Genomic DNA, 18,156 nt, shown 5'->3' with positions numbered 1-18,156 from the left:
AAAAATTCGGAGCTGATAACATGCATTTAATTTTTAACGGTTTATTTTTTATTGCAGGAATAATATGGGGTGACTGGAGAAATTGGAGGAAATATCATTCCACGATATTGTTCTTATGGTTTGGTGATTTGCTTTATAATTTTCTTTGTCATGACTACAAAATGTGGGAATATAAGGAAAATATATTCGGGGTTGATTTGCTACCAAATCATACTGTTATTTCATTGTTAATCATGTTTGTTGCTTATCCATCAAGTGTCTTATTGTATCTTGGAAGATTCCCAATGGGGAAAATTAAAATTGTTTTATGGGTATTATTTTGGGTATTTTTATTTTCGATAATAGAATATATAAATTTGCGATATTTAGAATTAATTACACATCATAATGGTTGGATAATAGGATGGTCAGTCTTATTTAATACTATTATTTTTCCTATGCTATGGCTACATTATAGATACCCAATTATTGCATTACTAGCCTCAATTCCGATTGTTTTCTTTTTTGTTATTTATTTTCATGTTCCAATTTCCTAATTTACAGGTTAATGCTAATTACGTTCTTGTTCGTTTAAACTAGGTGCTTATCTTGAATGAAAGGTAAGTGCTTTTTCATGTTTTGGGCCTGATTGAAGGAGAGCACAAGTAGAAAGTAAGCAAACTTTTTTATAAAAGAATGATTCACTAGTTGATCATGGAAGTGTTGCGAAGTTCGCAATAAAGAATCTGATGACGGAACAGGTAATACAGACATAAAAAAGAGGCAGTCCATAGAACATGTTTTAAAACAAATTTCGTAACAGCCTCTATTTTGAAAAATTTATCATTTATCTAGCTTTTACTCTGAAAAGGCTTTTGAATAATGAACGACACCTTGCACATTTTTAAGAGAATTATGTGTAAGCTCAAGAGCCATAAACACTTCATCAGGCACTTCAAATGGTGCTTGTATGTTCCATAAGCTAGCGGGTTTAAATCCAAACTTAGGATAATAGTCTTTATGTCATAAAACAATGACGGAATGATAACCAAGTTCTTTTGCGTTTTTTAATGCAGCGTAAATTAATTGACTCCCAATTCCTTTTTTCTGGTGCTCAGGAGTAACAGAAACTGGAGCAAGTGCCAAAGAATCTACTGCATTATTACCATCTACAATTTCTACTTTAGAGAGAAGAATATGACCTATCACATCTTTGGTTTGATTTAATGCAACTAATGAAAGTTCAGGAATGAATGCTTCTGATTTTCTAATCCTATTTACAAGTAAATGTTCTCTCTTGTCGCTAAATTCTTCATTTAAAAAGGCTTTTTTAATTATATCTTCAGTCGTCTTATATTCTGTAGTGAGTTCTTGTCGAATTAAGAAATCCATTTATAGTCTCCTTGTCTTTTAATAAATATATCTATTCTTCCCATAAATGGCACTTTCTTTATGCACGAAGTCATTAAGAAAGTGTTCCTCTCCAAGCTTTAAAATGAATTTAAGCATTATCTCAATAAAGTCATTTCAATAAATGTGATATTGGAAAGAAAATTAGCAAACCAAACCAATTGAGTAGGACATTTTTTAATATGGATTGAACCATCTCAAACTAATTGTCAAAAAAAACAAGGCATACCCTCATCAACTAACTGGACGCTTGAGTTGAAGATTCAGGGGTTGCTACGGCAGCCCTATTTGTTGTTCCACTAACGGAGTTTACTGACCAAGAAGGTCTTTTTTGACTCTAAAGAATATACATATACAATAAGTGTAAATGGGGGATGTAATGAACTCGCATGGGAGTGTAAGTTTAAGTGTTGGTTGGATAACCTTGTTTCTAATGGGTACTGATTTATTTGTAGTGTCTCCGTTACTACCGTTCATTTCGGAAGTGTATAATGTTAGTTCATCGATGACAGGATGGATGGTAACTGTTTTTGCTTTAACATATGCTCTTGCAGCACCTTTCTTTGGTTGGGCTTCAGATAAGAATGGAAGAGGGATTTTTATTACGCTGGGGTTATTGTTATTTTCCTTCTCTAATATCTTAACTGCTTTTTCACCTTCTTTTACCTGGTTAATTATTAGTCGTATTTTAGCTGGTTTGTCGGTTGCAGCGATTACCCCATTGATTTATGCCATTATCGGGGATATTGCACCATCAAATCGGAGGGGAACATGGCTATCAATTGTTGTTTCAGGACATTTAACAGCTCTTTGGGCAGGGGCACCAGTCGGTACGTTACTAGAGCATTTTCTTAGTTGGCGTTCAGTATTTGTTATCATGGCTATTATAGGGACTATATTGGCAGTAATAAATTTCAAAACGTGGAAACATATTTCTAAAAGTGATTTTACAAGGAATCAATTAGAAGGAAATCTACTAAGAATACTTGGTTCGGTAAGTGTTACCACCATTTGGGCGATTTCAATGTATGCACTATATGTTTACTTAGGTGCCGCTCTTTATTCCGAAAATAGATTCTCTTCATCAGAAATTGCATTAGCTGTTAGTTTTTATGGTATTGGAGCGGTATTAGGAAGTCTTATAAGTGGACAATTTACAGATAGGTTTGGAGTAAAGAAGATTTCGAAAGCTACGCTAATATTTTTGACTGTAATACTCGTTTGTTTAGGTATATTCTTTTCATCTGGCGATTGGATTTATTTCTTTCTGTTCATATGGGCTTTGGTCGGTTATGCAGGATTTACATCATACCAAGCAAGATTAGCAGTTGAATATCCAAAGCAACGAGGAATTGTTATGGCGTGGAATAATACGGCTCTGTATATTGGTATTACCATTGGTTCCATGATTGGTGGTTATGTTATATCTAATTGGGGATACCCTTATCTTCCGTATGTTTGCAGCATTACAGCAATCATTAGTTTTGTCCTTAGTACCCAAAAGGTCCAAGAAACAAAAAAAGAACCGGCATTTTCCAACAGAAAGATGACCTCAAAATGAAATGTTTTTATTGAACTAGGTTAGCGTGAAGTGAACAAAAAAATAAAGATCTTAGCAATCTAAGCGCCATTCTTGAATAAGGATGTGCGCTCTTTATCATGTTTGTAAAAGAGCGACCGGCTAAGGCTGTTCGCTTGTTCTATTGTAAGGGGAACCTCGCGCTTAGAAGTTGTTCGCAAACATCAAATGAATTATCTTTAGTTATTCATTAAACTGGTGAGTTAATTAATGGGTTACTAAACAATATACTGTGTTTAGAAATATCACAGAGAATCTACTAAGGCTAACGTTCTAGAAATGTGAAACTAGTTAATAGAAAAGAGGGATGGAATCTACTTTTATCAAGCAATCCCTCTCTTTATTTAAGATTTATTTTTTAATACCAGCTGCAAAAAGGGGACCATTAACTGTAATGGTTGAAAGGATTCGTGCCATTTCATGAGGTGATTCCTTCCTACCGCTATTCAACCACTGTTGAATGACTCCTATATGTGCAGATGCAACATAGGAAGATAAATATTCTATTGGAACAAGTAGATTTTCTTCTTTAACTAATTTGTTTTGATTATTTTCAAGTACATGTTCACTCATAAAATCCTTTAGTTTTTTCTGGAAAGATAAATCTCCTTTTGGACCTAACACCGCTCTCATGAATCCACTATTGTCATTTAGAAATTCAAATAGTGAAATGACTAGTGGAATCGGCGTTAGAGATTGTGAGCTATCTCTAACAGCTGTGGAACAGTGGTAGCGAATATGGACAATCTATTTAATATTTTAAAATTAAGATCATGAAAACTTGATTGGTGGACTTTGAAAACTAATTGTTATATAATTTATCTCGAATTAAAAATATTTTAAATTGAGATTTATCAATTGAAGAAAACTCAGTAAGATTAAATTAACTTAATTTCCATTTAGAGCCTTTACCTATCTTCCATTCTATTTTTGGAAAAGATCTGTAAGGATTCTTGGAAGGGGTGGTTTTATAGCTGAGGAAAAAAGGTAAAAATGAATAGGTGGTGTTTTGACAATGGGTATTTTAAGTAAATTATTCGGAAGTTCTACAGTAAAGGAGACGAATAATATGTCAAATGTAAAATTAGCAGTTATTTATTACAGTTCAACAGGTACAAATTACGAGTTAGCTCAATGGGCAGAGCAAGGTGCAAAAGAAAATGGGGCTGAAGTAAAAGTATTAAAAGTTCCTGAAACAGCTCCACAAGCAGCAATTGATTCTAATCCAGCATGGAAAGCACATGTAGAAGCAACAAAAGACGTACCAGAGGTAAAATTAGAAGATTTAGAATGGGCTGATGCTATAATTTTCAGCATACCTACTCGCTTTGGAAATATGCCAGCGCAAATGAAGCAATTCTTAGATACAACTGGTGGCCTTTGGTTTAATGGAAAACTTGTTAATAAGGTTGTTAGTGCAATGACTTCAGCACAAAATCCACATGGTGGCCAAGAAGCAACACTTCTATCACTCTATACAACAATGCATCATTGGGGGGCTCTTGTTGCTTCTCCTGGTTATACTGATCCAGTTACATTCGCTGCTGGTGGCAACCCGTACGGAACTAGTGTAACAGTTGGTCAAGATGGAAAAATGATTGAAGACGTTCAAGCTGCAGTTAAACATCAAGCAAAGCGTACTGTTACAGTAGCTGAATGGGTGAAAAAAGGAAATCAATAATATGAAAGGGCTAATCAAGTATAGAAGATTAGCCCTTTTTTTAGTGTGAGTAAGTTCTTAACTAGGTAAGTTATATCCAGTTTTATGGAATTGTGATATGGTAAAATTAAATGTCATAAAAAAGGAGAAGCGGAACTTATTTACCTATTTAACAGTGCATATAAACTGAATGGTGATCACTAAATAGGAAATCTTTTAGTTTTATTTTCAGGAAAACAAAGCGCGTTTATTCAAGTAGGGATTATAAGAATAAGTAGATTGGAGTTTTTTTATGAAAAAAGTAGTTTTAGCAGGGGGTACAGGCTTCATCGGTGAATTTTTTTATGAAAAATTTAAGGAATTAGGATATGAGGTATATATCATATCAAGGCAAATACAACATATTTCTTGGGAAGATCAAAAAGGGATTATAGAGGCATTAGAGGATAGTGAACTTCTTATTAATCTTGCTGGAAAATCAGTCAATTGTAGATACAATGAAGCTAATAAGAATGAAATAATGAATTCAAGGATTAGGACCACTACTATTCTTGGAGAGTCTATACAGGCCTGTAATAATCCACCTAAGATTTGGATGAATTCCAGTACGGCAACCATTTATCGACATGCAGAAGATCGTCCGATGACAGAGGAAAATGGAGAGATTGGTTCTGGATTCTCCGTTAATGTTGCAACAACTTGGGAGAAAACATTCTTTTCCTTTGATCTACCTAAAACGAGACAAATCGCATTACGCATTGCTATTGTATTAGGTAAGAACGGCGGAGTCATTATACCTTATCGAAATTTAGTGAAATTTGGACTTGGAGGAAATCAGGGAACGGGAAACCAAAAGTTTAGTTGGATACATGTAGAGGATTTATTTCAAATCGTTCTTTTTTTGAAAGATAAAGAAAGTTTAAGTGGTGTTTTTAATTGCTCTTCCCCACAACCTGTAAGTAATCGTAAATTGATGCAAGAACTAAGAAAAACTATGAATGTACCATTCGGAATACCATCTCCCAAATGGATGTTGGAGATTGGCTCTTTTCTAATCAAAACCGAAACAGAATTGGTATTAAAAAGTCGCTGGGTTCTACCAGAACGGTTAGAACGTGAAGGTTACACGTTTACCTTTGGAACTCTTGATAAGACCTTGCAAGACATTTTATAAATTGAGATATTCAAAAAATTAGACTGTGAAGGGTTACAATTCGGTCCCATGATAGATGAAAATGGTAGGCTTCCTATAAATAAAGGAGATATTTGGAAACGATTTTTGAATTCCAAAAGAGAAAAAAATTAATGGGGAATATAATTTCTTCTATAATTTTTAAAATTCTAGTAAACGGCATGTTAAAGGTAGGAGATAAAATTGGAACGTGGAATCAGCTTTGAAATCCCAAACAAATATGGAAGTTTACTTGGAGAGATTTTAATGCCTTTTGAAACGGCTAAATTCATCTGGAGAACTGGGGGCGAGGAGTCATATTTGCTAAAAGGTGATGAATTAGGGGAGCTACTTTTTAAAGATGAGATAAATTGGCTGGAAGGTAGGCACTTTAAAAAACTTATAGAAGAAAACAACTATTACCTAATTTTTACGGATTTAAAAGCTTACCCAAAAAATAAACAACTTGATAATATTAAAACCTATGAGGATTACTTGAAAAGTGAATGTCAACTTGTATTATTAATTGTTGATTCTGCTTATGTCACAATCTATTGTAAAGACAATGAAAGCCTAAAAAGATTGTATGAAAATGCAAAAAATAAAGGTTTTGATCATCTCCAATACATTACTGACAAGAATGATTCGAGAGCAAACTTAACAGTATGGTAAAGATTAAGTGAAACTAGTAAGAATGGAGAGCCATCTTTTCCAGACAAAAAACTTCCTAGATATTACCAAATTGTCTATAATGAGATCCAAAATTTTGTTAGTTCTATTGTACCTTTTAAAAAGCATTGCAGTTTTAAAGTGTTTTGGATCATACAACATTATATATTTGTATAGCTCTAACATATTCTTTGAAATATAGGTAACATGACTTTTAATTCTTTAATGTGTCACAAGTGTTGTATACAGATCAATAAACGTTTAAACCAAAAACGGATCTTGATTGGAGGTCTATCAGTATAGACTGGGGACTTATTAGAAAAAGAGGAAAGCAAAGATTTGTCTTGTTGTATAGTCTAATCTTATCAATACCATTTGTATTTGACTATCTTATTCTTAAATTCCTACTTAACTCATTTAGACTTGAGGTAACAATTATTGAGTTATTGATCGTTTGGATTATTTGTTTGTCGCTAAGTATGGTATTCACTTTATTCGGTTGGATGAAGATGGAAAGAGATTGGCAAAAAACAAACTAAAATAAATAGAAAAGAAGCATAAGAATTATGTAATAGATAAATTCGTATGTTAAATACTTGAGACGATTAATTAAGGATTATTCACCCTTTAATATCCAGAAACCTATTAATATAATTATGATACCAATTGCAGTACGCCAACTAGGAACTTCCTTTAGAAATATAAAACCAATTGCCACACTTACCAGGATCTCCAATCCCTTAGAAACAATAAGAGAGAAGGTTAAGTTATCTACAACTTTTGCTAGAAATTTTACACCGTAACCAATCATCATACTCGAAGATAGAAAAAAAGGGAAAAGTTTTATGTAATACCATAAAGTAGATAGAAAATGAGTATCAATGTGCTTCGTGTGATAAGCATATATGGCATTAATTGTAACTAATCCACCTAGCATTAACAAAAGAGCAAGAAAAATCATATATGTTGGTCTCCAATTTGCTTGTTTCTATAATTTTTGCCTAAATGCAAATATTTATGTGTAACATTTTGTTTATTAATTATAAAAACGGTGAATTTGTTTGATATTAGGATAAGTAATTATTGAAAAAAGTTATCTTTACACCATATATAAAATCAATACAAATGTCACACCATTTAAAAAAGTAAAAGGAAAGAGGGATTAAGTTGCTTTGTTTGACAAATTTATCTGATTTTTAGTATTATCTTTCCTTTTGCTCTTCCTGACTCCGCATATTCCATCGCTTTTTGAGCATCTTCAAATGGAAAAACTCTATCAATAATAGGTTTGATGTTTCCAGACTCAATAAAGTTTGCGATTATACGTAATTGCTCTCCACTTGGTTTCATAAACAGAAAGGTGTATTGAACATTATGTTTCTTTTCAAGCGCACTAAGTTTATGACTTGCTGCTGAAAACAACAACGTTTTAAAAAATCCTGAGCCATATTCTTTACCAAAACGAGCATTCGGTAATCCCGAAACGGAAACAATTTTTCCTCCGCTTTTTAACACTTCGAATGACTTTTCGAGTATCTCACCCCCAAGTGTATCAAAAACGGCATCATAGTTTTTTAGTACCACTTCAAATTTTTCTGTCTTGTAATTTATCATTTTATCTGCACCAAGAGATTTCACTAAATTCTCACCAGCATCACTGGCAGTTGTTGCAACAGTGGCACCCATTAATTTAGCCAGCTGAATAGCAAATGTACCAACACCACCAGCCCCAGCTTGAATTAAAATCTTTTGTCCCTTTTGTAATTGCAAAATGTCTATTAGGGCTTGATAGGTGGTTAGCCCAACCAGTGGAATCGAGGCCGCTTCTTCAAAGCTCAAATTTTTAGGTTTTAAGGCAATATCATCTTCATGAATAGCGATATATTCAGCAAAAGTACCTATTTTACTCTTACGCGGACGTGCATATATTTCGTCACCAACTTTAAAACGAGTTACCTTTGAGCCAACCTTTGCAACGACACCAGAAAAGTCATTCCCTAAGGTAAGAGGCATTTTATATTTAACTAACAATTTCACTTTCCCATCACGTATCTTAAAATCAATAGGATTAATACTAGCTGCATGAATTTCTGCTAGTACCTCATATTCACCAATTTCGGGTATGGTCAATTCTGCCAAACGCATTGGAACTTTCCCATACCTATCTATAACCATTGCTTTCATAGTCTTTACCTCCAAATAATTTGTGTTTCATCTTCCATTATTCTAATAAAAGTTCTGCATGAACTGATCAATATCCAGCATAAGCCTTCTTAATAAACCTAATTCTGTACTGACATTAATATAATAAAAGTTTTTTGTCCCTTCTTTACGCATTAAAATAACACCTGCATCACGTAAAACCTTAAGATGATGGGACACAGCAGGTCGAGAAAGATGTGTTTGTTCAGTAATTTCACCTACTCTTAATCCTGTTTGACAATCCGTCCCCATTAGAACTAATAAGATCGATTGACGTGTTTCATCACCAATTGCCAATAATACTTTTTGACAATTAGTGAAATCCTCCTTGATCAAATTAAGTTGGTCCTGTTTATTCATCAGTAATATACCTCCAGCAATTGGATTAATGGTTTAAGTTGATAAACCATATTGCTGAATACAACAATAAACTATTGTTATGTTAGGTGCAATATTGAGAAAGAAAATCGAGACGAACACAACTTAGAGAGGAAGCATTTGAGCTCTTTATCATTTTCCAAGCGCGATATTGTTGAAAAACAATTATGCAAATCATGTTAAAATTAGGAAGGAATGTTGAATTTATAGTTATTTTGAATAGACTGAATCGGGGTGGGATTATCCTTTATCATCACGAGGAATACCAACGTATAGCGATAAAAAATGAAGAAAGGGACTAGGTGTGTTGAATGAGAATAAAAAAGTTACGTATATTCTGTTTACTAGTAATATTATTGTTTTTCATGCTCATTACTTATTCAACATATAGTATATGGTCTTTTAGTCAAAAGGATCAATTGGTTCAGTCAGATGCAGCTATTGTACTTGGTGCAGCTGTGTGGGGAGATCAACCATCACCTGTATTAAGAGAGAGAATCAATCATTCTATATGGCTTTATAAGAATGGATACGTTAAAAAAGTTATATTTACTGGTGGTAAAGGAAATGAAGATGATTATACTGAATCAGAAGTTGCTAGGGATTATGCAATGGATAATGGTGTAGATGAAGAAGATATTTTGATAGAAACAAAGTCAAAAATCACAGAAGAAAACCTGATTAACGCATTTGAAATTGCAACAATGAACAACTTGAAAACATTTACTATTGTAAGCGACCCATTACATATGAAACGAGCAATCATGATAGCAAATGATATTGGGATGGTAGCATATTCTTCACCTACCACAACCACAATGTATAAGTCTTTTAAAAGTAAAACTCCATTTTTAATTAGAGAGATATTCTTTTATATTGGATACAAGTGTAGTTCACCTTTTAGAAATTATTGAAATTGGTGTAACTTCGAACAAAGGATTTTCTGAACAAGGCAATGTGCTTATTTCAGAAATCATGAAATCAGGAATTTAACATCTTCTTTGAATTGGATATATATGTTAAAATGTAAAAAGATTGTGAAACTAACCACTTAAATGAATTGATTAATTCAAGAACTATTAATTTAATATTGGAGATTTAAATGAATGAATAAATTAACTCTACGAATAAAAATATTTTATTATCTTTCTTTAACTCTTTTTCTTTTGGGTGTTATTTCATGGGTTCCTTATCTAGTTCTTAACATACAAAAACCGTATGGAATGCTAACATTCATCCTTAATCCATTAGGTTTTTATTTAGGTTACATAGCAAAGAATAGACTTCTAGCATTAATAAATTTAGCTATGTTATTTAGTTTTATCCCAGTGATGATTTATGTTTACTTAACAAAAGGATATATACCTATGTGAGATTTTTAGAATTGTAGTCGTCGTTCTAACCGACAAATTTCTTGGATGTTTTTTGTATAGAAGCAATGGAGAGGCTTATTAAAGCATACGACACCAAGATATGTATTTGTTAAAAATTACAATGATCAAAATAAATGCCAATGTAACGAAGATCGACAAAATGAAATGGTGGTAGTTTATCGATTAACTTTCATTTCTAATAGACAGATCAAGAAAATGGTCTTTAAAAAGTCATGCGGTCTAAAGTGTTTTCTCTTGCCATATTTATATGTAGCTTTTTGTAGGAAGGAGTTATAATCCTTTGAATAAGAAATATAGTAAAGGTGCTGCACTGTTGGGTGTGGTTTGTGCAATAACTTTATTCGCATCTTATACAATTGCTCCTGACCAGCCTAAAGGTATAATGATCATTATATTAAGAGCATTGTTCTTCACTTCTATTTTGTCGGGAATCTTAAGTTTATTTTTTACTTCACTAAGTTTTAAAAATAAAGAAGATGGATTTCTGAAGAAGGTAGCACCTACAATATTGTTTTTAGTATTAATCATACTCTCCTTCTCAATGATCGGCATCATTATAAGTATAGGTGATTTATTCTAAAAGGTCCGTCAAAATATTCCGCTGATTATCAATATCCCAATAAGTATTAAAGCAGCAATTACAGAAATAACAGGTGTAAAGTTAAATTAGAGGTTTTAATAAAGAGTAGAGGAATAAACTCAGTCGTACAAGAGATGAATAACAGATAATTTATTGTTGATTTTTTAAGCAGTTTTACATTTATTCATATTCTCTTACACATGATCGGTAATTACCTGAACCATGATTTTGGTGACGTAATGTTCCTTTTGGTTTTTTACTACTGTATCATAAACATACTCTTCAAATACATAATCTCCTAATGTTAATTCTAAACGTTCCATTTCTTCAAAAAGCCTTTTATAGGTTTTATGAATTGTTTGTTCATCTCCAATATGATAGCCAACGAGAAAATGACCCTTTACAGCCTGGAAATATGAATATCCTTCTTTAGGTTGTGGTTGCTCGATGTATAGATAGCTATATTTTGAGAATTCTCCCTGTAAAACTTGCTCCCGATTTGTTATAACACCTATAGGATATCCTGTATCAAGCTGTAGCTCATTTAATTCATCAATAAAATCAGAAATAACCTCTACAAATTCCTCATCGGTATTATTTTTGATTTTTCTACTTAAATAAAGTGTTGCTTCTGGCAAATGTTCAAGTTTAATTTGATGAAAGTCAAGTTGAGAGGCTTCTTCCATCAATGCGATTTTAGTTTCAATTAGTTTTTCCTTCATTTCAATTTCCTGCCGCTTTTTCACAATCTCTTCTCTCTTTTGATACATTAAAGTTAAAAAACTTTCAGGAGATTTATGCTGCGTATATTGTTGAATATCATTTAGCGACATACCAAGCTCTTTTAATAAATCGATAACAAAGAATAACTCAATTTGGTTCATTGAATAAAAACGATAACCTTTTTCATTTTTAAATATGGGAGAGAGAAGACCAATTTGATCGTAGTAAAAAAGTGTTTGTTTATTAACTTTGCAAAGCTTTGCAAATTCACCAGTAGTTAAGTATTTCGTATTTTTTTTATTCACTTTCTCATCAACACCCTTGACTATATAGTTACTATATAGATTAGGATAAAAACAGTAAAGAAATCAAGTGAATTCGTTTGGTTTTAGGTCAATCGTGAAGGAGAAAATACGAAATGAAGAATGATAAAATTACTTTAGGGTTATTATTATTGAATTTATTTATAGCCTTTATGGGAATCGGTCTTGTTATTCCCGTTTTACCTACACTGATGAATGAATTAGGGATAAATGGTAAGATAGTTGGCTATCTAACAGCTGCTTTCGCAATTGCACAATTGATTGTTTCGCCATTTGCAGGGAAAGCAGTAGATAAATTTGGAAGAAAAATTATGATTGTACTTGGCTTATTTATTTTCGGCTTATCAGAGTTATTATTTGGACTAGGAAAAGAAATAGAAGTGTTATTTATTTCCCGGATTTTAGGTGGAGTCAGCGCAGCATTTATTATGCCAGGTGTTACAGCTTTTATTGCTGATATCACAAACTTAGAAACTCGTCCTAAAGCACTGGGATATATGTCGGCTGCGATTAGTACAGGGTTCATTATTGGACCTGGTATCGGTGGATTTTTAGCGGAATTCGGTACACGTATTCCATTCTTCTTTGCAGGTGCTCTAGGTACAATCGCTGCAATACTAACTATTATGTTTATATCTGAGCCTAATCGTGCAATGAAAATAAACGAACAAACCCAAGGGGGAAAGAATGGGTTCAGTCGTATGATTGAGCCAAAATATTTCTTCGCTTTTATGTTAATTTTTATTGCCTCATTTGGTCTAGCTGCATTTGAATCATTCTTTAGTTTATTTGTGGATCATAAATTTCAATTTACACCATCTGATATAGCGATTGTTATTACCGGTGGGGCCATTTTTGGTGCTATTTCACAAGTCTTATTGTTCGATCGGCTTACACGAGTTTGGGGAGAAATTAAACTGATTCGTTATAGTTTAATATTGTCGGGATTACTAGTCTTTTTAATGACTGTTGTATCTTCGTATTTTTCTATTTTACTTGTTACATTTATTGTTTTTGTAGGATTCGATTTATTCAGACCAGCAGTTACTTCCTACCTTTCAAATATTGCAGGGGAAGAACAGGGTTTCGTTGGTGGAATGAACTCCATGTTTACGAGTCTGGCGAACATTAGTGGTCCAATTATTGGGGGGATATTATTTGATGTAAATATTAACTATCCATACTACTTTGCGACTGTGATTCTATTTCTAGGAATAGTAATGACATTGTTCTGGAGGAAGCAAGGTAGCAATTCTTCAAACGAAGTAAAAACTAGTGTGGCTAATCTATCAAACTAAAAAGTAAGAGGTCTAAAATTATAATATGAAAAAAAGTCAATTTGGTCATTATTTAAGATGACCAAATTGACTTTTTTTATTTTCTTCAGATCATATTCTATAGGAGAAACTTAAGTTTTTTTACAAAAAAGAATGTTAATTATTTATGACAAAATGACAACTATAGTTTACATTATGTCATAGATACTTTACGATGATAATGAGAATATAAAAGGAGACTGAGTGAAACCATGTTGAATAATTCTGTGCGCGAATTGCGGGCAAGATATCGATTAACTCAAACTGAATTAGCTGAAAGGATCGAAGTATCAAGGCAAACAATTGGGTTAATTGAAAAAGGAGACTATGCTCCATCTATTACTCTTGCATTAAAAATGGCAAAAATATTCCAAGTCCCTGTTGAACAAATATTTTATCTAGAAGGAGAATGATCCATGTTAAAACGAATTTTTCAGTCCCCGATATTTAATGCTTTACTTGTACTTGGCTTGGGGATTATTATGCTGGGTAATCACTATTCAGACGATGTTCCAAGTTTGTTGAAAATTGATCCTCTAGTACTGGGTGTTCCAATTTTAATACTTATTTTAGCTATCCCCATAAATAATATGAAAAATCCTAAAAATAAGGTAAAGCCTTCTTTAATTCCTATGGAGTTTAAAGAAGAAGATGAGGGACTTCAGTGGATTACATATAAGGCAACTCGTAAGGTTTATATTTTCTTTGCATCTTTTCTCCCGATTGCAATAGCGCTTACAGCATATCTTAATCACATACCATATTTTCCTGTTATTCTTTTAACAGGTATGGCGATTGTACAATATGTATTGTTTTGGCTTGAGCATAAAAAACATAAATAGAAGGGAGGAATAACGAATAGTGGATATACAAATGATGATATCCCTCATACTATTACTTACTACATTAGAAATATTTATTGTTTATTTATTTATAAGATATAAGCAAGGTAAGATTGAAAAAAATCCGTTCATCACAATTTTTTTAAAAGAGTGGAAAATATTATTCTATGCTTTTTTTCGTTGGAGAATAAAGGACAATAATAAAGAGTATTCGCTACATAAGAATTCTAATTATTTTTGGCTGTTCATTGCACTTTTGCATGAACAAGTAATAGAAATGATTGTATTTCATATATACTTAAAAAAAGTAGATCCATCATATGCAAATATAATGTCAGCTCTTCATATTTATAGCATTATTTACATGATTGGGGATTACAATTGGGTACGAAATACGCCAATACGAATAATCAATAATAAAGTCGAAATAAAAATAGGAGCAAGAAGAGAGCTATCATTTCATATATCTGACATTGACTCAGTTCAAAAGGCACAACTTACATATACCGATAAAGGTGGAATCATTCACGAAAAAGGAGTTTTTCATGCCACTTCTTTTCCTAGATTACTAACTAGAATATTTGGAATAACTGATGAATTGAGGCATGAGATTATCTTCAATAAACCGATTTCCTATACTGGATATTTTGGACTTAAAAAACAGGTGAACAAAGTGTTGGTTTATATTCAAGATTCTGATAGACTAGCAGCTACTCTTGAAGAAAAAATGAATGATTATGAATGTAGTAACGAGAGTAAACAAGACAACAAGAAAATATTAGCAAAAGAAAAGCAATCCATTATTAATTGGAAAATTTATTTTGTCTTATTAATTTTAAATGTTATAGGAGCTATAGCGATGGCTCCCTACGCTATAGCTAGAGAGGGATTTCATGAAGAAATGGGAGTTTCACAATGGCTTTTTACTCTGATTTTCTCAGGCCAGATGTTGGTAGAAGGTGCTGTCTTAATCTTTCTTTCATTATTAATGGGTAAGAAAATCGGAGTGAAATTACCTATTATAACTTCGTTTATTTGTAAGGAAAAGATCCAAGAACAAGATGTAAAGAATTCAGGATTCGCCATAATTTATGGAGTGATTACTTCAATTTTTATAATGATTGTAAGCTATAATATATCAAATGCACTTGGAATTGATAATTCTTCAATAAATGAACCAGTTTGGTGGTTAGGGATATTAGGTTCCTTAGGAGCAGGTATTACAGAAGAAACGATATTTAGACTCTTTTTAGTTACCTTTGTATTGTGGTTATTTTCCAGGTTTCGTAAGAGGAAGAACCTAACTAATTCTGCAAATTGGACAGCAATTATAATTGCTTCTTTAATTTTTGGGCTTTTACATTATGGTGTTGCTGCATCTACCTATGAGATGACACTGGGGCTATTTTTAGGAATGCTTCTGATAAACGGAATTGGCGGAATTACTTTTGGAGTACTATTTTTATTTCGAGGATTAGAGTTTGCAATGATTGCCCATTTTATTGCGGATGTAATGATCCACGTAGTAGCTCCTATATTTATTTAATACTATATCTTTTGGGCATGAATCCCTTGTTGTTGATATATTTTCAAACCAAAAAAGTTGCATATTAATTAGTGAATTTCCAATCATACATTTTCGCAAGGTGTGAAATGATATATTTAGAAACATCGAGATTGCAATTACGAGATTGGAGAGAAACAGACTTAGATCCATTTATTCGATTAAATTCGGATGAAAAAGTTATGATGTATTTTCCTAAACCTTTATCTTCTGAAGAAACAATTACATTCTATAAATCAATTATATCCGAGATTAAAGAATGTGGATTTGGACTTTATGCGGTGGAAGAAAAGGTAAATAAAGAGTTTATTGGGTTTATAGGATTTCATAGGGCAATATTCGAGTCTGATTTTACACCGTGTATTGAAATTGGTTGGCGACTTAAAAAAGAGGCATGGGGAAAAGGATATGCTACTGAGGGAGCGACAGCCTGTTTACAATATGGATTTACCGAATTGGATTTTAGTGATATTTATAGCTTTACAGCAGATGTTAATAAGCAATCAAAAAACGTTATGAGAAAAATCGGTATGAACTTTGTAAAAGCTTTTGTTCACCCGAGAGTTAATGAGAAGAGTTTATTAAAAAAACATGTTCTATATCATATAAGTCAAAATGATATAAGTTTGACGTAGTATAGGTAAAGTAGTGATTTCTTATGAATTGTTGCGACTTTATTAATAATGCTACATTGGAGAAAATCACACTCATTGTTCATTGGTTAAAGTTTAATTTTATAATGAAGAAAATGTAGAAGGAACTTCTATAATTGACCACCTGTGGCAAATGTATTGTATTTTTCTCATATAACAAGTCCAAATACCGCCAGGCGGCTTTATTACCTAGATATAACATAAAAAACTATTACCCAACGAACGGGTAATAGCCTGAAGGAGAAAATGCTTGTGTGATGAGCAACTTATCCAAGGTTACTAATCACATGTACTGAAGATGATAGCAGGAGTTGCTCCTGCATTAGTATTATATTCGATATGTTCATGTTTGAACTGGACAATGGTGATAATTAGATGCATTTCTTTTAAAATATTCATCTTTATGAATAAAATAATTCATTAATTCAAAATATACTTCTATAATCGATTGGATGTGGAAATATGCAACAACTTGATTTAAGTGGGGCTACTCCGATTGTTTTTATCATTGCGCTTATCATTGGAGGTTATGCTCTTTTCGCTATTCTGATGTCTCATCTTTCAGACAAAAGAGAGAAAAAGAAAGAAACATTAAAAGAACTTATGGAAAATAAGGACGAAATTGTAGTGAAAAATCAAGATGAATTACCTTAGTCCATCTAAAGTTATTTCCATAAATGATAACGATTACTTCAAAGCGCGTGAATCCAAAAAGGGATTTACGTGCTTTTTGGTGAAGTTATTTATTGTGATATTTATCTGACATAGAAGGGTTGTTAAACTAAAGGGAGGGAAGGGAATGATTGTTGCATTTCTATATATGGGATGGTTTTTAATGCCTTTATTTTGTATTATATTTTGTTTGAATTTAGTAACGATATTAAAAAAGGTAAAGAATGAAGAAAAAACAACGGTTAATACTGTATGGCTTACAATTTCTTTTTCACTTATTATGTGGAGCATTGCAGTAATAGCCTCTGCAAGTGTTTATTAAGAAAAATGGGACAATGTGGATAACAGACGATCCTCCAAGCTGGCTCAACTGCAGTAGATAGCAAGCAAACAAACTTATTTAATAACAGTGAAACGAAAGAAGGAAAATGAATGAATAAAGAATTTCCGATAATTGAAACTGAAAGATTAATTTTAAGAGAGGTAACAATCGATGATGCAAGTGATATGTTTAAATATTTATCTGATAAAGATGTTGTGAAGCATATGGGGTTAGCGCCTTTCCAAACAGTTAAAGCTGTTTGGGATGAGATTAATTGGTATAAATCTATTGTTAAAGATGGCACTGGCATTAGATGGGGAATTACACTAAAAGATGTTGGGAAAATTATTGGAAGTTGTGGCTTTCTTAATATGGTTACCAAACATCATCGAGCTGAAGTTGGATTTGAATTAAGTAAAGATTACTGGGGGACAGGAATAGCTAGTGAAGCATTAGAAGCAGTTGTTAAATTCGGATACCATCACTATCAATTAGAAAGAATTGAAGCTTTAATTGAACCAGCAAATCTCTCGTCACAAAAATTAGTAGAAAAGCAAGGATTTACAAGAGAGGGTTTGCTAAGGCATTATGAATATACTTGTGGTAAATTTGATGATTTATTTATGTACTCACTCTTAAAAGGAGACATCGATCTTAATTAAGAAAATATATTCAACTAACAAGTAGACAGGAAAATACTTGTTTCCACCCTTATTGAT

The 18,156-nt window shown here is 32.5% G+C and carries 20 protein-coding genes and 2 pseudogenes; 16 read left to right on the top strand and 6 right to left on the bottom strand.

What is annotated here, in order from left to right; all coding sequences use genetic code 11:
• The first annotated feature begins 20 nt into the window (after window positions 1-20).
• Window positions 21-536, top strand: a complete 516-nt coding sequence (locus LPC09_RS13250) for a CBO0543 family protein (RefSeq protein WP_231307518.1) — start codon at window positions 21-23, stop codon at window positions 534-536.
• A gap of 301 nt (window positions 537-837) precedes the next feature.
• Here LPC09_RS13250 and LPC09_RS13245 read toward each other — a convergent pair.
• Window positions 838-1,371, bottom strand: a pseudogene (locus tag LPC09_RS13245) (GNAT family N-acetyltransferase).
• A 397-nt stretch (window positions 1,372-1,768) separates the two neighbouring features.
• Between LPC09_RS13245 and LPC09_RS13240 the strand changes: the two are divergent.
• The gene (locus LPC09_RS13240) at window positions 1,769-2,950 is read left to right on the top strand and encodes an MFS transporter (protein ID WP_231307517.1); all 1,182 of its coding nucleotides are present in this window, start codon (window positions 1,769-1,771) and stop codon (window positions 2,948-2,950) included.
• Between the two features lie 369 nt (window positions 2,951-3,319).
• On the opposite strand, the pseudogene LPC09_RS13235 reads toward LPC09_RS13240, so the two are convergent.
• Window positions 3,320-3,673 (bottom strand): annotated as a pseudogene (locus LPC09_RS13235) (TetR-like C-terminal domain-containing protein); the annotation flags it as partial.
• A gap of 310 nt (window positions 3,674-3,983) precedes the next feature.
• Between LPC09_RS13235 and wrbA the strand changes: the two are divergent.
• The 3 genes from wrbA to LPC09_RS13220 all read left to right on the top strand — a co-directional run bounded on the left by wrbA (window position 3,984) and on the right by LPC09_RS13220 (window position 6,471).
• Window positions 3,984-4,649 (top strand): NAD(P)H:quinone oxidoreductase, encoded by a 666-nt coding sequence (gene wrbA, locus LPC09_RS13230; RefSeq protein ID WP_231307516.1) that lies wholly within the window; start codon window positions 3,984-3,986, stop codon window positions 4,647-4,649.
• Between the two features lie 271 nt (window positions 4,650-4,920).
• Window positions 4,921-5,802: a TIGR01777 family oxidoreductase gene (locus LPC09_RS13225; RefSeq protein ID WP_231307515.1), complete on the top strand. Its 882-nt coding sequence runs from the start codon at window positions 4,921-4,923 to the stop codon at window positions 5,800-5,802.
• Between the two features lie 201 nt (window positions 5,803-6,003).
• Complete coding sequence (locus LPC09_RS13220; protein WP_231307514.1) at window positions 6,004-6,471, top strand: DUF2691 family protein; 468 nt, start codon at window positions 6,004-6,006, stop codon at window positions 6,469-6,471.
• Window positions 6,472-7,084: 613 nt separating this feature from the next.
• Here LPC09_RS13220 and LPC09_RS13215 read toward each other — a convergent pair.
• The 3 genes from LPC09_RS13215 to LPC09_RS13205 all read right to left on the bottom strand — a co-directional run bounded on the left by LPC09_RS13215 (window position 7,085) and on the right by LPC09_RS13205 (window position 9,039).
• Window positions 7,085-7,429 (bottom strand): hypothetical protein, encoded by a 345-nt coding sequence (locus LPC09_RS13215; RefSeq protein WP_231307513.1) that lies wholly within the window; start codon window positions 7,427-7,429, stop codon window positions 7,085-7,087.
• Between the two features lie 224 nt (window positions 7,430-7,653).
• Window positions 7,654-8,652, bottom strand: a complete 999-nt coding sequence (locus tag LPC09_RS13210) for an NADP-dependent oxidoreductase (protein ID WP_231307512.1) — start codon at window positions 8,650-8,652, stop codon at window positions 7,654-7,656.
• A 42-nt stretch (window positions 8,653-8,694) separates the two neighbouring features.
• On the bottom strand, window positions 8,695-9,039 hold the full coding sequence (locus LPC09_RS13205) for an ArsR/SmtB family transcription factor (RefSeq protein WP_231309755.1): 345 nt from the start codon (window positions 9,037-9,039) through the stop codon (window positions 8,695-8,697).
• A 320-nt stretch (window positions 9,040-9,359) separates the two neighbouring features.
• On the opposite strand from LPC09_RS13205, the gene LPC09_RS13200 reads away from it, so the two are divergent.
• The 3 genes from LPC09_RS13200 to LPC09_RS13190 all read left to right on the top strand — a co-directional run bounded on the left by LPC09_RS13200 (window position 9,360) and on the right by LPC09_RS13190 (window position 11,022).
• Entirely contained in the window at window positions 9,360-9,962 is a 603-nt protein-coding gene (locus tag LPC09_RS13200; RefSeq protein WP_231307511.1) for a YdcF family protein, read from the top strand.
• A 192-nt stretch (window positions 9,963-10,154) separates the two neighbouring features.
• Window positions 10,155-10,421 carry a hypothetical protein gene (locus tag LPC09_RS13195; protein ID WP_231307510.1) on the top strand — a complete coding sequence of 89 codons (267 nt, stop codon included), beginning with the start codon at window positions 10,155-10,157 and terminating at the stop codon, window positions 10,419-10,421.
• A 301-nt stretch (window positions 10,422-10,722) separates the two neighbouring features.
• Entirely contained in the window at window positions 10,723-11,022 is a 300-nt protein-coding gene (locus tag LPC09_RS13190) for a hypothetical protein (RefSeq protein WP_231307509.1), read from the top strand.
• Window positions 11,023-11,216: 194 nt separating this feature from the next.
• On the opposite strand, the gene LPC09_RS13185 is transcribed toward LPC09_RS13190, so the two are convergent.
• On the bottom strand, window positions 11,217-12,050 hold the full coding sequence (locus LPC09_RS13185) for a MerR family transcriptional regulator (protein WP_231307506.1): 834 nt from the start codon (window positions 12,048-12,050) through the stop codon (window positions 11,217-11,219).
• 113 nt (window positions 12,051-12,163) lie between these two features.
• Between LPC09_RS13185 and norA the strand changes: the two genes are divergently transcribed.
• The 8 genes from norA (at window position 12,164) to LPC09_RS13145 (ending at window position 18,099) form a co-directional block, all read left to right on the top strand.
• A complete protein-coding gene (gene norA / locus LPC09_RS13180) occupies window positions 12,164-13,366 on the top strand; it encodes a multidrug efflux MFS transporter NorA (RefSeq protein WP_231307505.1) in 1,203 nt (400 codons plus the stop codon).
• Between the two features lie 230 nt (window positions 13,367-13,596).
• Entirely contained in the window at window positions 13,597-13,797 is a 201-nt protein-coding gene (locus LPC09_RS13175) for a helix-turn-helix transcriptional regulator (protein WP_231307504.1), read from the top strand.
• 3 nt (window positions 13,798-13,800) lie between these two features.
• Window positions 13,801-14,226 (top strand): hypothetical protein, encoded by a 426-nt coding sequence (locus tag LPC09_RS13170; RefSeq protein ID WP_231307503.1) that lies wholly within the window; start codon window positions 13,801-13,803, stop codon window positions 14,224-14,226.
• Between the two features lie 19 nt (window positions 14,227-14,245).
• On the top strand, window positions 14,246-15,772 hold the full coding sequence (locus tag LPC09_RS13165) for a CPBP family intramembrane glutamic endopeptidase (RefSeq protein WP_231307502.1): 1,527 nt from the start codon (window positions 14,246-14,248) through the stop codon (window positions 15,770-15,772).
• A 107-nt stretch (window positions 15,773-15,879) separates the two neighbouring features.
• On the top strand, window positions 15,880-16,425 hold the full coding sequence (locus LPC09_RS13160; protein WP_231307501.1) for a GNAT family N-acetyltransferase: 546 nt from the start codon (window positions 15,880-15,882) through the stop codon (window positions 16,423-16,425).
• 480 nt (window positions 16,426-16,905) lie between these two features.
• Window positions 16,906-17,097, top strand: a complete 192-nt coding sequence (locus LPC09_RS13155) for a hypothetical protein (RefSeq protein ID WP_231307500.1) — start codon at window positions 16,906-16,908, stop codon at window positions 17,095-17,097.
• A gap of 145 nt (window positions 17,098-17,242) precedes the next feature.
• The gene (locus LPC09_RS13150; RefSeq protein ID WP_231307499.1) at window positions 17,243-17,437 is read left to right on the top strand and encodes a hypothetical protein; all 195 of its coding nucleotides are present in this window, start codon (window positions 17,243-17,245) and stop codon (window positions 17,435-17,437) included.
• Between the two features lie 110 nt (window positions 17,438-17,547).
• Window positions 17,548-18,099 carry a GNAT family N-acetyltransferase gene (locus tag LPC09_RS13145; protein WP_231307498.1) on the top strand — a complete coding sequence of 184 codons (552 nt, stop codon included), beginning with the start codon at window positions 17,548-17,550 and terminating at the stop codon, window positions 18,097-18,099.
• Window positions 18,100-18,156 lie beyond the last annotated feature (57 nt).

It is taken from the genome of Metabacillus sp. B2-18 (assembly GCF_021117275.1).
Taxonomy (GTDB): domain Bacteria; phylum Bacillota; class Bacilli; order Bacillales; family Bacillaceae; genus Metabacillus.
Note: the sequence above shows the minus strand (reverse complement) of the source record. Positions and strands in the feature narration are given on the sequence as shown.